Source organism: Pseudomonas kitaguniensis (assembly GCF_009296165.1).
Classification (GTDB): Bacteria; Pseudomonadota; Gammaproteobacteria; order Pseudomonadales; family Pseudomonadaceae; genus Aquipseudomonas; species Aquipseudomonas kitaguniensis.
In genome coordinates this window covers 1-14,020 of record NZ_VUAZ01000131.1, presented here as the reverse complement: position 1 = coordinate 14,020, position 14,020 = coordinate 1, and the positions used below count along the sequence as shown (strand labels likewise).

19 protein-coding genes are annotated in these 14,020 nt (G+C 59.2%); 6 read left to right on the top strand and 13 right to left on the bottom strand.

Going from position 1 to position 14,020, the window contains the following annotated elements; genetic code table 11:
- Positions 1-311: 311 nt before the first annotated feature.
- The 3 genes from F0169_RS21415 to tsaA all read left to right on the top strand — a co-directional run bounded on the left by F0169_RS21415 (position 312) and on the right by tsaA (position 2,317).
- The gene (locus F0169_RS21415) at positions 312-1,022 is read left to right on the top strand and encodes an rRNA pseudouridine synthase (protein WP_058412657.1); all 711 of its coding nucleotides are present in this window, start codon (positions 312-314) and stop codon (positions 1,020-1,022) included.
- 68 nt (positions 1,023-1,090) lie between these two features.
- Positions 1,091-1,552, top strand: a complete 462-nt coding sequence (locus F0169_RS21410) for a YehS family protein (protein WP_058412658.1) — start codon at positions 1,091-1,093, stop codon at positions 1,550-1,552.
- Positions 1,553-1,621: 69 nt separating this feature from the next.
- Positions 1,622-2,317, top strand: coding sequence for a tRNA (N6-threonylcarbamoyladenosine(37)-N6)-methyltransferase TrmO (gene tsaA / locus F0169_RS21405; RefSeq protein ID WP_152747559.1), 696 nt, complete (start codon positions 1,622-1,624; stop codon positions 2,315-2,317).
- Positions 2,318-2,401: 84 nt separating this feature from the next.
- Here tsaA and F0169_RS21400 read toward each other — a convergent pair whose 3' ends face one another.
- Positions 2,402-3,181, bottom strand: coding sequence for a ferredoxin--NADP reductase (locus F0169_RS21400; RefSeq protein WP_058412660.1), 780 nt, complete (start codon positions 3,179-3,181; stop codon positions 2,402-2,404).
- Positions 3,182-3,305: 124 nt separating this feature from the next.
- Here F0169_RS21400 and F0169_RS21395 point away from each other — a divergent pair, with 124 nt between their 5' ends.
- Positions 3,306-4,232, top strand: coding sequence for a LysR family transcriptional regulator (locus F0169_RS21395; RefSeq protein ID WP_172979509.1), 927 nt, complete (start codon positions 3,306-3,308; stop codon positions 4,230-4,232).
- 3 nt (positions 4,233-4,235) lie between these two features.
- On the opposite strand, the gene F0169_RS21390 is transcribed toward F0169_RS21395, so the two are convergent.
- The 3 genes from F0169_RS21390 to F0169_RS21380 all read right to left on the bottom strand — a co-directional run bounded on the left by F0169_RS21390 (position 4,236) and on the right by F0169_RS21380 (position 6,297).
- A complete protein-coding gene (locus F0169_RS21390) occupies positions 4,236-4,598 on the bottom strand; it encodes a diacylglycerol kinase (RefSeq protein WP_152747558.1) in 363 nt (120 codons plus the stop codon).
- Between the two features lie 75 nt (positions 4,599-4,673).
- Positions 4,674-5,324, bottom strand: coding sequence for a response regulator transcription factor ErdR (gene erdR / locus F0169_RS21385; RefSeq protein WP_058412663.1), 651 nt, complete (start codon positions 5,322-5,324; stop codon positions 4,674-4,676).
- Positions 5,325-5,577: 253 nt separating this feature from the next.
- Positions 5,578-6,297 (bottom strand): tRNA-uridine aminocarboxypropyltransferase, encoded by a 720-nt coding sequence (locus F0169_RS21380; protein WP_152747557.1) that lies wholly within the window; start codon positions 6,295-6,297, stop codon positions 5,578-5,580.
- Positions 6,298-6,496: 199 nt separating this feature from the next.
- On the opposite strand from F0169_RS21380, the gene F0169_RS21375 reads away from it, so the two are divergent.
- Positions 6,497-6,937, top strand: a complete 441-nt coding sequence (locus F0169_RS21375) for a PA3611 family quorum-sensing-regulated virulence factor (RefSeq protein ID WP_058412665.1) — start codon at positions 6,497-6,499, stop codon at positions 6,935-6,937.
- 378 nt (positions 6,938-7,315) lie between these two features.
- The gene (locus tag F0169_RS21370) at positions 7,316-8,428 is read left to right on the top strand and encodes an LOG family protein (protein ID WP_152747556.1); all 1,113 of its coding nucleotides are present in this window, start codon (positions 7,316-7,318) and stop codon (positions 8,426-8,428) included.
- A 92-nt stretch (positions 8,429-8,520) separates the two neighbouring features.
- On the opposite strand, the gene recX is transcribed toward F0169_RS21370, so the two are convergent.
- The 9 genes from recX to F0169_RS21325 form a co-directional block, all read right to left on the bottom strand.
- Positions 8,521-8,988 (bottom strand): recombination regulator RecX, encoded by a 468-nt coding sequence (gene recX, locus F0169_RS21365; RefSeq protein ID WP_058412667.1) that lies wholly within the window; start codon positions 8,986-8,988, stop codon positions 8,521-8,523.
- A gap of 8 nt (positions 8,989-8,996) precedes the next feature.
- Positions 8,997-10,055 carry a recombinase RecA gene (gene recA / locus F0169_RS21360; protein ID WP_058412668.1) on the bottom strand — a complete coding sequence of 353 codons (1,059 nt, stop codon included), beginning with the start codon at positions 10,053-10,055 and terminating at the stop codon, positions 8,997-8,999.
- Positions 10,056-10,138: 83 nt separating this feature from the next.
- Positions 10,139-10,639, bottom strand: a complete 501-nt coding sequence (locus F0169_RS21355; protein ID WP_058412669.1) for a CinA family protein — start codon at positions 10,637-10,639, stop codon at positions 10,139-10,141.
- Positions 10,640-10,720: 81 nt separating this feature from the next.
- The gene (locus tag F0169_RS21350; RefSeq protein ID WP_152747554.1) at positions 10,721-11,233 is read right to left on the bottom strand and encodes a lysis system i-spanin subunit Rz; all 513 of its coding nucleotides are present in this window, start codon (positions 11,231-11,233) and stop codon (positions 10,721-10,723) included.
- Positions 11,221-11,745, bottom strand: coding sequence for a glycoside hydrolase family 19 protein (locus tag F0169_RS21345; RefSeq protein WP_152747561.1), 525 nt, complete (start codon positions 11,743-11,745; stop codon positions 11,221-11,223). Before F0169_RS21345 ends, F0169_RS21350 begins: the two co-directional genes overlap by 13 nt.
- 51 nt (positions 11,746-11,796) lie before the next feature.
- Positions 11,797-12,804 carry a contractile injection system protein, VgrG/Pvc8 family gene (locus tag F0169_RS21340; RefSeq protein ID WP_152747553.1) on the bottom strand — a complete coding sequence of 336 codons (1,008 nt, stop codon included), beginning with the start codon at positions 12,802-12,804 and terminating at the stop codon, positions 11,797-11,799.
- A 9-nt stretch (positions 12,805-12,813) separates the two neighbouring features.
- Positions 12,814-13,026, bottom strand: a complete 213-nt coding sequence (locus F0169_RS21335) for a tail protein X (RefSeq protein ID WP_058412673.1) — start codon at positions 13,024-13,026, stop codon at positions 12,814-12,816.
- Complete coding sequence (locus F0169_RS21330) at positions 13,019-13,402, bottom strand: phage tail protein (RefSeq protein WP_058412674.1); 384 nt, start codon at positions 13,400-13,402, stop codon at positions 13,019-13,021. Before F0169_RS21330 ends, F0169_RS21335 begins: the two co-directional genes overlap by 8 nt.
- A partial coding sequence (locus tag F0169_RS21325; RefSeq protein ID WP_341869109.1) for a glycine zipper domain-containing protein occupies positions 13,402-14,020 on the bottom strand: 619 nt, incomplete at its 5' end. The genes F0169_RS21325 and F0169_RS21330, both read right to left, overlap by 1 nt.

Below are 14,020 nucleotides of genomic sequence, written 5' to 3'. Positions count from 1 at the left end.
GCCGTGTATGCAAAACCCGCCTTTGATCTGCTTCAACCACTCAGGTCGGCTTTCAGGCCTTTCAAAAGTGACTCGCTGTAAGAGCGAAACCGATATAAGCCATCACCCAAATACCGGATATACACCCAACCGGAATAACACCCCAAGCCCGCTTGCTGCGCGACAGCGCTACATCAAAGATGCAGTGGGGCCTCCCACAGAAAGCCAACCCCCGACCCAGCGCCACAAAATGCCACAGCACTGAAATGGGGCCGGGATTAACCGGCGCCAGGCAGGTACAATAGACGCCCCCTTTTGCTACGGCCCTAGTCATGACTGACCCCATACGTCTCTCCAAACGCCTCATCGAACTGGTCGGTTGCTCCCGTCGGGAGGCTGAACTGTTTATCGAAGGCGGCTGGGTCTCGGTGGACGGCGAAGTCATCGACGAGCCGCAGTTCAAAATCACCACCCAAAAGGTCGAACTCGACCCAGAGGCTAAAGCCACTGCGCCGGAACCGGTGACCATCCTGCTGCACGCGCCAGTGGGTATGGATGCTGAAACCGCGATGGCCTCGATCAGCGCCGAAACCCTGTCGGAAGAACACCGGTTCAGCAAACGCCCGCTCAAGGGCCACTTTCTGCGCCTGACCGCCAGCGCCGACCTGCAAGCCAAGGCCAGCGGCCTGTTGGTGTTCACTCAGGACTGGAAGATTCTGCGCAAGCTGACCGCCGACGCCGCCAAGATCGAGCAGGAATACGTGGTGGAGGTGGAAGGCGACATGGTCGCCCATGGCCTTAATCGCCTGAACCACGGCCTGACGTATAAAGGCAAAGAACTGCCAGCCGTGAAGGCCAGTTGGCAGAACGAGAACCGCCTGCGTTTTGCGATGAAAAACCCGCAACCGGGCGTGATTGCCCTGTTTTGCGAAGCCGTTGGCTTGAAAGTCATCGCCATTCGCCGCATTCGTATCGGCGGCGTGTCCATCGGCAAAGTGCCGGTAGGCCAATGGCGTTACCTGTCCGGCAAAGAGAAGTTCTAAGCCGCACACCCTTTCCCGGCATCGCCTGATTGGGCGGTGTCCACTGTTGAAAACCAGGATTGCCCACCATGATTCACAACGACGTACTGCGCAGCGTGCGCTACATGCTCGACATCAGCGACAACAAGATGGTCGAGATCACCAAGCTCGGCGGCATGGACGTAACCAAGGAAGACCTGCTGACTTACCTCAAGAAAGATGAGGAAGAAGGTTTTGTATTCTGCCCGGACGAGGTCATGGCGCATTTCCTCGATGGCCTGGTGATCTTCAAGCGCGGCAAGGACGAAAGCCGTCCACCGCAGCCGATCGAAACCCCGGTGACCAACAACATCATCCTCAAGAAACTGCGCGTGGCCTTCGAACTCAAAGAAGACGACATGCACGCCATCCTCAAGGCCTCCGAGTTTCCGGTGTCCAAACCCGAGCTGAGCGCGCTGTTTCGCAAATTCGGCCACACCAACTACCGCACCTGTGGCGACCAGTTGCTGCGTAACTTCCTCAAGGGCCTGACCCTGCGCGTCAGAGCTTAAAGCAGCCCCAAGCTTCACGCTGCAAGTTAAACGCTTGTAGCGTGCAGCTTGTAACTTGAGGCTTCAAAAATGAGTTACAACGTCTCGCCCGTCGGTTTCGTGCGCTCCTGCTTCAAGGAGAAGTTCGCCATCCCGCGTCAGCCACAACTGGCGCCCGCCGCCCGTGGCGTGCTGGAACTGGTGGCGCCGTTCGATACCGGTGAGGCGGTGCAGGGTTTGGAACAGGTCAGCCATGTGTGGTTGCTGTTTCTGTTCCATCAGGCGCTGGAAGACAAACCTCGCCTGAAGGTGCGCCCGCCACGCCTGGGCGGCAACACGTCGATGGGCGTGTTTGCCACCCGCGCGACCCATCGCCCGAATGGCATTGGCCAGTCGGTGGTCAAGCTGGACAAGGTAGAGCCGGGCCGGCTGTGGGTTTCCGGGATTGATTTACTCGATGGCACGCCCGTGCTGGATATCAAGCCGTACGTGCCGTACGCGGACATCATTGACACCGCGACCAACAACATCGCCAGCAATGCGCCGCAGCTGATTGCCGTGCAATGGCTGAAAACCGCCCTGCACCAGGCACAAAGCCATGCTCAGCGCCTTGACGAGCCCTTGGTGGCATTGATCGAGCAATGTTTGGCACAAGACCCACGCCCGGCGTATCAAACGCCAGTGTCTACGCGCGAATACGGCGCGCAGTTCTGGGATGTGGACGTGCGGTGGCACTATCCCGAAGCTGGGGTGATTTGCGTGCTTGAAGTGATTTCAGCTGACTGAAATAGAAAACCAATGTGGGAGGGGTTTGCCCCCTCCCACATTTAGAGCTTTTTTGTTGCCTGGTCAGCCAATGGCCTCGCGTGTTTACTTCTCGACGAACGCACGCTCGATCAAGTAATCGCCCGGCTCACGCATGCGCGGCGAAACTTTCAGGCCGAAGCTGTTCAACACTTCGCTGGTCTCATCCAGCATGCTTGGGCTGCCGCACAGCATGGCGCGGTCGTCTTCTGGGTTGATCGGCGGCAGGCCAATATCGCTGAACAGTTTGCCGCTGCGCATCAGGTCGGTCAGGCGGCCTTCGTTTTCGAACGGCTCGCGGGTCACGGTTGGGTAGTAGATCAACTTGTCACGCAGCGCCTCGCCGAAGAATTCGTTCTGCGGCAGGTGCTCGGTGATGAATTCGCGGTAAGCAACTTCGTTGACGTAACGCACGCCGTGGCACAGGATCACTTTTTCGAAACGCTCATAGGTTTCCGGGTCCTGGATCACGCTCATAAACGGCGCCAAGCCAGTACCGGTGCTGAGCAGGTACAGATGTTTACCCGGCTTTAAATCGTCAAGCACCAAGGTGCCTGTCGGTTTTTTGCTGATGATGATCTCGTCGCCTTCCTTCAAATGCTGCAATTGGGAAGTCAGCGGGCCGTCTTGCACCTTGATGCTGAAGAACTCCAGATGCTCTTCCCAGTTCGGGCTGGCGATCGAGTAAGCACGCATGAGCGGGCGGCCATTGGGCTGTTGCAGGCCGATCATCACGAACTGACCGTTCTCGAAGCGCAAGCCCGGGTCGCGGGTGCACTTGAAGCTGAACAGAGTGTCGTTCCAGTGATGAACACTGAGGACACGCTCGTGGTTCATGTTGCTCATGTACGGGGAACTCCTGGAAATGGGTCTGCGCCAAAGGTGAGGTGCGCAATTGCACAGCATTCTAATGGCGGCGACAATATCTGTTAACTGGATTATTAAGATAAGGGTTATCGGTTATATCGATATGCGATTTACTCTCCGTCAACTGCAAGTCTTCGTCGCCGTCGCCCAGCAGGAAAGCGTCTCACGCGCTGCTGGCCTTCTGGCCTTATCTCAATCCGCCGCCAGCACCTCGATCACCGAGCTGGAGCGCCAATCCAGCTGCCAATTATTCGACCGCGCGGGCAAACGCCTGAGCCTTAACGCCCTCGGCCATCAGCTATTGCCCCAGGCGGTGGCGCTGTTGGACCAGGCCAAGGAGATCGAAGACCTGCTGAACGGCAAGTCCGGCTTCGGCTCGCTGGCGGTGGGCGCCACCCTGACCATCGGTAATTACCTGGCCACGCTGCTGATCGGCAGCTTTATGCAGCAACACCCCGAGAGCCAAGTGAAGCTGCATGTGCAGAACACTGCAAACATCGTGCACCAAGTGGCGCACTACGAAATTGACCTGGGTCTGATTGAAGGCGACTGCAGCCACCCGGACATCGAGGTGCAAACCTGGGTGGAAGACGAACTGGTGGTGTTTTGCGCGCCGCAACATCATTTGGCCAAGCCCGGCGTGGCGACGATGGAACAACTGACCCACGAAGCGTGGATCCTGCGCGAACAAGGCTCGGGCACGCGCCTGACCTTTGACCAGGCAATGCGTCATCACCGCAGCGCATTGAATATTCGCCTCGAATTGGAACACACCGAGGCGATCAAGCGCGCGGTGGAGTCAGGGCTGGGAATTGGCTGCATTTCCCGGCTGGCGCTGCGCGACGCGTTTCGCCGTGGCAGCCTGGTGCCGGTAGAAACCCCGGACTTGGACCTGGCCCGGCAGTTCTACTTCATCTGGCATAAACAGAAGTACCAGACCTCGGCGATGCGCGAGTTTCTGGAGCTGTGCCGCACCTTTACGGCCGGGGTTCAGCGCAGCGACGAGATCGTGCTGCCGAGCATCGCCTGAGCCTTAGATCAGGATCACCGCCCACACCAGGGCGATCATGCTCAGTGCCACGAATTGCGCGGCGCTGCCCATGTCCTTGGCGTTTTTCGACAGCGGGTGACGCTCAAGCGAGATGCGGTCGATAGCCGCTTCGACGGCCGAATTGAGTAACTCGACAATCAACGCCAGCAGGCACACTGCAATCAGCAAAGCGCGCTCGACCCGGCTGACATGCAAGAAGAAGCTCACGGGAATGAGGATGACGTTGAGCAGTACCAACTGACGGAATGCCGCCTCGCCAGCGAAAGCCGCACGCAAGCCATCCAGGGAATAACCCCCTGCGTTGAAGATACGTTTGATACCGGTTTGACCCTTGAAAGGCGACATAGATGTAGGCAACTGAACCAAAGAAGTGGGGAAACTAGTTCACGCAAGGTCAAAAAAGCGTGAATCGATGACAGCTTAATGCTGTGAAATTGACTCAAGTTGTTGCAAAAGCAGCGCCGCCTGCGTGCGCGTGCGTACGCCCAGCTTGCGGAAAATCGCGGTGACGTGGGCCTTGATGGTGGCCTCCGACACGCTCAACTCGTAGGCAATCTGCTTGTTCAGCAAGCCTTCACAGACCATGGTCAACACCCGAAATTGCTGGGGCGTCAGGCTGGCGAGACCATCACGGGCGGCCTTGGCTTCGTCGGACACGTTGATTTCTTCAAACGCTTGCGGCGGCCAGGACACATCACCGTCGAGTACGGTGCGTACAGCCTTCTGAATATCCGCCATCGCGCTGGACTTGGGGATAAAACCGCTGGCGCCAAACTCCTTGGAGCGCACCACTACATCGGCGTCTTCCTGCGCAGAGACCATCACCACCGGAATTTGCGGATATTGCCCACGCAACAGCACCAGCCCAGAGAAACCGTAGGCGCCAGGCATGTTCAGGTCAAGCAGCACCAAGTCCCAATCGGACTTTTCGGTCAGGCGGGCTTCCAGCTCAGCGATGCTGGCCACCTCAACCAAACGCACGTCCGGGCCAAGCCCCAGGGTCACAGCCTGATGCAGCGCACTGCGAAACAGCGGATGGTCATCGGCTATCAGGATTTCGTATGTGGCCATTGATTAAATGATCCTGTTTTTTTACGGCAGCCCTGATCGGTTCAGGGTTGGCCAGTACACAAGGCGACAGCCAGGCAGCTGTCACCGCAGGGCACCCTCAGCGTCAAAAACATCTGAAACGACGCTGAAAATTCACGCTTACGCCCCAATCGGCGCCCAGCATGCCCAGCGTAGCCTGGAGGGTCAAGCACTACGCCGGCAGGCATTTTAGCGGGGTACCGGTTTACAGTGCCATCATCCAGTTAGCGTCCGCTCATACCGCCGGGATATACGGTGCAAGACGCGTATGAACGTGGTCGGCCGGGTCCAGCGGCATCTGGAACTTGGCGGCCAGATAATGCGTGCTGAACACGTCGAGGTAGGCGTCGAGCACTTCACTGGCCGCTTGATCGCCGGCCAGTTCCAGGCACAGCGCGGCGACTTCGGCGGTGCAAAAATGGTCGTCCCGCTTGGAGCGGCGCAGTTTGTAGCGCGACAGCTGTTCCGGCGCGAGGCTCAGCACCGGCAAATGCTCAAGGTAAGGGCTCTTGCGAAACATCTTGCGCGCTTCGCTCCAGGTGCCGTCCAGCAAAATAAACAATGGGCGCTTGCCGGGTGCCACGTCGACCTGACTGACCACCCGCTGCGGCGCCACGAATTCGCCGGGGAATACGATGTAGGGCTGCCACTGCGGATCGGCGAGCACGCTCAGCAACTCGGGCTCGACTTCAGTGCGCGCCCAGGCGAATGCGCTGGTGTCGTCAATCACGTCGGCGATCAACCAGCCGGTGTTACTCGGTTTCATCGGTTCAACGTCGTGCATCAGCAGGCACATGGCGGAACGCGCCTGCACCTGCGGGCGCCAGGCGCACAGGCAGTATTCGGGAATCACCCGGCAGCCGGGGCAGCGCTCGGCACGTGAACCGCGATTGAGAAAAGGCCTGACGGCCCGCGCCAGGCGTTCGGTACGCAAGCGGGAGACGGCGTGGCTCATCGGATACAACCCGCGAAAGGGGAAATCGACACTGAGGGAACTCGAGGCAGGCTTTAAGTGGCCGCAGTTTACCAGAGCTGCAGGCACTTCCCAGCGATACGCCTGGCTGTAGTGGCCAGCGCTCCCCTATAATTGCGCGCCACTGAACGCACAGCGCAGTGGCTGGTCTATGCACCAGTAACCGAATCAGGAGAGTTTCATGCTGCGTTCCATGCTGCGCCTTGTTGCCCCATCCGTCGCCCTTGCGTTGGTCCTGCCCATGAGCGCCCACGCGGCCTCGCTGCTGGAGGCCCAAATGAACAGGAAGCTGCAAAGCGTCGCGGCTGAAAGCAACAAGGACCTGCCACGGGAAATCGATGAAAAAACCCTGGAAGTGGCCTACACCGTTGAAGGCATGCAACTGATCGATCACCTCAGTGTGCAGCCTGATCGCGCCGAACAAATGCGCGCCAACCCCAAGGCTGTGTATTTTCAACTCGGGCAGAGCGTGTGCCTCAACCCGGGTTACCGCGAGTTGATGGCCAAGGGCGCAATCATGCGCTACGAGATCACCGAGAACAAAACCAATCGCCCTGTGGCGTCGGTCAAGTTTGCGGAAGCCGATTGCCCGGCACCTGCCGCAGCGAAAAAGAAAAAGTAACCTCCGCTCGACCTTCGCGCGCTGCTGTCCAGCACGCGCGCATCCCCCCGCGTCAATTGCCTGCAGACCACTGAACTGCGTGATAGGTGACCAACAACCGGTTGCCAACCAACGGTTTTTCGGCACATGATCAAGTCATCCCGACAGCCTATCCAGAGCGTTATCTACGTCGTTCTGTAACACTTTCAGGGCAAAAGAGGGTTGCCCTTCTGCGACTGGCAGTGCAAAGGTTTCTAAATCACCAGGAACATACAGAGCCCGTCTTGCCGCCCGGCGAGCAGCGTGCAATGCCTTGGGCATGCAGCGACACATGCAGTGTCGTGGCCTCGGACGAATTTCTCGCCGCTGGCCCAGGCTCTGTGAAGAAGGAGAAGTTGAATGCCTTATGAATCGAACGAGCAACTGCTCCGTCATTTTGAAGAGCACGGAGCAGACCTCACGCAGCAGGTGGACGCTCAGCTACAACTGATCGCCCCCAACAGCCCGAACATCCGACTTTATCGCGACATGATTCTCACCGTTCTGCGCATGGCCCAGGACGACCGCAACCGTTGGAACGCCAAAATCACCTTGCAGGCCATCCGTGAATTGGACAACGCCTTCCGTGTGTTGGAACAGTTCAAGGACCGCCGCAAGGTCACGGTGTTCGGTTCAGCACGCACGCCGGCCGAAAGCCCTTTGTACGCCTTGGCTCGCGAAGTCGGCGCGATGCTCGCGCAATCCGACCTGATGGTGATTACCGGCGGCGGCGGCGGCATCATGGCGGCAGCCCATGAGGGTGCGGGCCTGCAACACAGCCTGGGGTTCAACATCACCCTGCCATTTGAACAGCACGCCAACCCGACCATTGATGGCACCGAGAACCTGCTGTCATTCCACTTTTTCTTCACCCGCAAGCTGTTCTTCGTCAAGGAAGCCGATGCGCTGGTGCTGTGCCCAGGCGGGTTCGGCACGCTGGACGAAGCGCTCGAAGTGCTGACCCTGATCCAGACCGGCAAAAGCCCGCTGGTGCCGGTTGTATTGCTGGATGCGCCAGGCGGCGGTTTCTGGCAAGGCGCTCTGGACTTTATTCGCAGCCAACTGGAAGCCAATCGTTACATCCTGCCCACCGACCTCAAGCTGGTCCGCCTGGTCTACAGCGCTGAAGAAGCAGTGGACGAGATCAACCGGTTCTATGCCAACTTCCACTCCACACGCTGGTTAAAACGTGAGTTTGTGGTGCGCATGAATCACCCGCTGAGTGATCGGGCCTTGGCCCATTTGCAGAACGAGTTTGCCAGCCTGCGGCTAAAGGGTGAGTTCCAGCAATTGGCCTACACGGGCGAGGAACACGATGAGCCAAAGTTCGGCCATTTGACGCGGCTGGTGTTCAACTTCAACGGGCGTGATCAAGGCCGGCTGCGCGAGCTGGTGGATTACATCAACTTGCCGGAGAACTGGGCGCAGGCTGAGGGCAAGGCACAACAGCGCGTGACGCCCGAGACTGCTTGATTTTTTAAAGGCAAAAAAAAAGGCCCACTATTTTCATAGTGGGCCTTTGTTTTTTGACAGGTGCAGCAGATTGACGGTGGCAACTTGAAGGTTCAGTCGTCCATGTGCCGGCCGCTTAATAAGCGGCTGATCATCTCCATCGAAAACCCGCGATAACTCAAGAAACGACCTTGCTTCGCGCGCTCCCTGGCATCGATCGGCAGATGCCCCGAAAACTTGCGCCGCCAGGTGTCTTCCAACTGCGACTGCCAACTGATATTGCATTCGCGCAGGGCGAGGTCAATATCGGCACGTTGCAGGCCACGCTGGCTCAGCTCTTCGCGAATTCGCGCAGGGCCGTAGCCGGAGCGCGCTCGGTAAGACACAAAACTTTCGAGGTAGCGGGCTTCAGATAACAGCCCTTCTTCCGTCAAACGGTCGAGGGCGGTTTCGATCATTTCGGGCTCTGCGCCGCGCTGACGCAGTTTACGCGTCAGCTCGACTCGACCATGCTCGCGGCGAGCGAGCAGGTCCATCGCAGTGCGCCGAACGGCGACGAGTGTATCCAGTACAACTGTCATCGTTTGCTTCAGCTATCAGTGTCGGCTTCTTCTACTTCTTCAACCGGCTCGCGGTTGGCGGCAGCCTTCACGTCTGGCGCTGGAGTCAGCAGCTTGTCGCGAATCTGCTTCTCAAGCGTGGCAGCGATGTCCGGGTTGTCCGCCAGGAACTTGGCCGAGTTGGCCTTGCCCTGACCGATCTTGCTGCCGTTGTAGGCATACCAGGCACCGGACTTCTCGACAAAACCGTGCAGCACGCCCAGGTCGATCATCTCGCCGTTCAGGTAAATACCCTTGCCGTAGAGAATCTGGAACTCGGCCTGACGGAATGGCGGGGCCACTTTGTTTTTGACCACTTTAACGCGGGTTTCGCTACCGACAACCTCGTCACCTTCCTTCACCGCGCCAGTACGACGGATGTCCAGACGGACCGACGCGTAGAACTTCAGCGCGTTACCACCGGTGGTGGTTTCCGGGCTGCCGAACATCACGCCGATCTTCATGCGGATCTGGTTGATGAAGATCACCAGGCAGTTGGCGTTCTTGATGTTACCGGTGATTTTACGCAGCGCCTGAGACATCAGACGGGCTTGCAGGCCCACGTGCATGTCACCCATTTCGCCTTCGATTTCAGCCTTCGGTACCAGGGCTGCCACGGAGTCGACCACGATCACGTCGATGGCGTTGGAGCGCACCAGCATGTCGGTGATTTCCAGGGCTTGCTCACCGGTGTCCGGCTGGGACACCAGCAGGTCGTCAACGTTGACGCCCAGCTTGCCGGCGTACTCAGGGTCGAGGGCGTGCTCGGCGTCGACGAACGCGCAGGTGGCGCCCATTTTTTGCGCCTGGGCAATCACCGACAGCGTGAGCGTGGTTTTACCGGAAGACTCAGGACCGTAGATTTCAACGATACGGCCTTTTGGCAGGCCGCCAATGCCGAGTGCGATGTCCAGACCCAGAGAGCCAGTGGAAATAGCCGGGATCGCCTGACGGTCGTGATCGCCCATACGCATTACGGCACCCTTGCCGAATTGACGTTCGATCTGACCCAGGGCCGCAGCCAAGGCTTTCTTCTTGTTCTCGTCCATTAAAGTCCTCACGTAATCAATAAGGCCTGACGGCCAACACCTGTATAAGTAGACAGTATTGTTCCACAAACATCGAAGATCGCCTACCCCTGATTTTCTATTTCTGCTGCAGCTCGTCGCAACAAGCCCTCCAGCGCGGCTTTTACCGTTTGTCGGCGAACCTCGTCGCGGTTGCCGGGGAAGTGCGCAAGCTCGGCCGTCACCTCCTCGCCTACGCCGAACGCCAACCATACCGTGCCCACCGGTTTGTCGCGGGAACCGCCATCGGGGCCGGCGACGCCACTCACCGCCACGGCAAAGCGCGACAGGCTTTTTTCCTGCGCGCCCCGCACCATCGCCTCGACCACTTCCTGGCTGACGGCACCGACGTTGGCGAACAGTTGTTCAGCTACGCCCAGTTGCCGGGTCTTTTGTCGATTGGAATAGGTGACATACCCCGCCTCGAACCAGGCCGAACTGCCCGGTATGCGTGTGATGGCCTCCGCGATACCGCCGCCGGTGCAAGACTCGGCAGTGGTGACGTGGGCATTGAGCACCTGCAAGCGGCGACCCAGTTCAGCGGCTAATTGAGTGATTTCCTTCACGGTCGTCTCCAGAAACAGGCGGGGATTTGCCTACCCTACAGGAGCAAATCGCACACGCAAGCGACAGACTGGATCAAGATGCTAACGCCCGACGGCGCGCACATACGCCTGGCAGGCACGCAAGGCGATCAAGGCGTTATCACCGTCGTCGGTGATGCCGATAATTCGTTGAGCATGCGCCGGGTCAAGTCGGGCTCGCGCGGTTGCATGAACCACGCCGCCGGGGGTGGCGGTGGCAGGCACTGTGCAGCCACTGGCAGGCTCGCCGGCGTCGAGAAGGACTGACAGCCGCACATCAGCAGTGGCCAGGCGGTCGCGCAGATACGCCTGATTATGGTGGGCATCGTTCAACTCCTGCGCATGGTGTTGGTCGCTGGCACTGAGTTGTTGCTCCAGGGCCAACCGTTTGTCTTGCTCGGCGTGTTGCTGTTGCAACGCCGCCTGGGTGTGCTGATCGAGCACGCTTGCGTGCGTCGCCGCCAAGCGCACAAGCTGCGCCTCATACCGCCACGTCTGAAGTTGCCAGGCCAGGCTCGCGGCAACACCAAGCGAGAGGAAATAGCCCAACAGCCGGCAGGACATTAAGAAACGCATAACACCGCCTTCGCCCGCTCCCACAATTGCAAGCGGTCGTCCAAGCCATTCAGGCCACCATTAATGCGCCGTGTAATGGTGGTGAACTGGTCGTTGTCGGCCAGTTGATTCAGGCCATTGCTTTGCCAGAACCAGGCGGCGGATTCACACGCCCATTGGGGTTGTTCGAGCAGTTGCGGTTGTTGCAGTAAACGCTCATCACCGAACAGCGCCTGGCTGCACGCCAGGTAATTGCGCCGTCCGGTGATCTGGATGAGCCCGCGACCGCGATACTTCTGGCCATCGCCATCTGCCTCGGGGGTGTTGCCCAAGCGAGCCGCCAATGTGCCGGTGTCGTATTTGCTCAGGTAGTGCTCGCTGCCCAGTTCACGTACGTACAGCAGTTGGCCGGATTCGTGGCCGACTTGGGCGAGGAAGGCGGCGATGCGTTTGGGGTTGTCGATGGCGTATTTCGAGGTCGCCGTGTTTAACGCCGATAAAAAAATGCCCGCTCTAAGGCGGGCTCCAGGCATCACCTGGATAAGGTGAGACAGCGTTATCAATGGAGGTCCTTATTTAAGCGATCATTCTGCCTGCGATAAACCGTTTGCGTTGATCACGCATCGATAGCTCTGTTGGCGGTTGCCGCTGGCCGTGACGGTGTGGATAGACCAGCGCCCCTGCATAAAACTTGGCCATGATTCATCCAGCAGTAACAGGCCTTCTGCGGCCAGTGACGGATTACCGGGGCAGGCCACATCGATCTTCAACCCTTCACGCCCCACGCGACGCATCTCGCCTTGCGCCGCAGAGCGGGCTTCGTCTTCGTTTTGATAACGTTGCGTGACCACTTTGAACGGTTCGAAACCCACCGCCACCCAATGCTTTTTACCGGCCGCTGCATCCCACCAAGCCGTTTGCGCGCCGTTGTAGAGGGCACGGCTGGTCTCGGTAAACAGTGCGCTGATAAACGCGCGATCACCCGGGCGATTGTCGCGGGTGACCGACAGTTGCACGTCCGGCAGTACCTTGCCGGACAATGACCTGATCCGCCCTTTGCGCCCCAGCACATACAGCGCGTCGACGGGTTTGGCGACTGCATCGAACTGCTTCGCCAGGCGCGTCAAAAATGCCATGTCGCTTTCATTGGTCTGGTCGATATGCGCGATCAGCTTGCCATCCAGTTCAGGCTCCACACGCGGTGAAAACCCATAGCGCGTGGTCAGTTGACGAAACAGCGCGCCCAGGGTGATCGGCCCGTGGCTGGCGGTACGCCGTTGCTTGAACCCCTCCATGTCAAACGGCGCGGCCGTGGCCACCAGCACCAAGCGCATGGGGAACAGTGACGCGGTGCGCTGGGTGATCTTGAACAGCCCTTTGTCGACCACACCGGACTCCAGGTAACCGACGCGCAGGCCAACTTTCCCGCCCAGGTCCGGCAACCCTTCGAGCCCTTCGATATCGAGGGTCAGCTTCAGCTGATCAGAGGCCAGGCCGGTGGTATCGGTATGCACCCACTCCAATAAACGCTGGTTGAACAGCGCGGCATTGGCGCCGTAAAGTTCCACCACGGGTGTGAATCCAAGTGCCATGGTTGCTCCTTAATCCCAGGCCGATACCGGCCGGTTTGTGAGGGGTTGCGTGTCCAATTCGGGCACGAGCACGGTGACGCCTGCGGGCAATACAGCGCCCTGTTCGGCCAACGCCGGGTTCAGCCGCCACAGGGCTTCTTCCGCCGCATCATCACAGCGGCCCAGCTCGCGGTAGAGCAGCAGGTTGACTGAGTCACCGGCGATACTTCTCACCTTACGCATTGACGAACTCCTCAAGCACCAGCGTCCAATTGATCAGCATGGCGGTGCCATCGTCGATCACACCGGCCTGCTTTTCGTCGATCGACTTGATCGTCCACAACCCCCAGTTACGCCCGATACCATCGACCAAAGGCAACGGCACCCGAACAGCTTGCAGCGCCCGCAGCTCATCCAGACGCGCCATGCCTTTGGCACGTGTGGTCTTGCCGCCAAACGTGAGCGTTTCGAGCGCCTGGCCGACTTGGGTGGATTTGGGCTTGCCGACAATAATGTCCAGGCTGCCCCAGCCACCGCTGCTCACACGATCAAGGGTGTCGTAGGCAAACCCGCGCGAGAGCCCAAAAATAAAAGTGCCCAACACCATCTGTTGTCGCATCACACAGCTCCATCGGTCAGTGCTGCGTCGCGTCGCGTCGCCAGCAGGTTGTCCATCGACAGTGGGGTAAATTGCGCTTCGATCTGTTGCACCACCAGCGCCGCCAATTGTTGATGGCTGGCTTGCTCAGGCGCGGTGATGGTGATCTGCGGCGCAAAATTGATTGGGCGGTTATCGGCTTGAGGGCTGTTAAGGTTTTGGCTGACCTGCGTGGGTGAGGGTAAACGGTCGCTTGTGCCCATCACTTTTTCAGCCAGCCACGCGCCCGCTTCACTGCCGAGCAAGCCACCGATGGCGCCGCCTACCGCAGTGCCAACACCGGGCAATATCAACGTGCCAATGGCTGCGCCAGCGGAAGCGCCCGCCCACGCGCCACCTGCGGTACTCAGGCCTGTGCCGATGGCTTTTGCGTCGCCATTACGCACGCCCTGGATGACATCCATGGCGGTGTCGACGTACTTCAACGGGCCCAGCCGGCGCGCGGCGGATGACTCCAATTTGCTCAAGGTGCCCATCAGACCGGAGGTGGGCATTCTTGGCGAGCCGGGCACAGCCGCAGGCAGGCGCTCGCCGCCGACAGCCTGAATACGCGATGAGGTATTCGCGCGACCTTCGGAC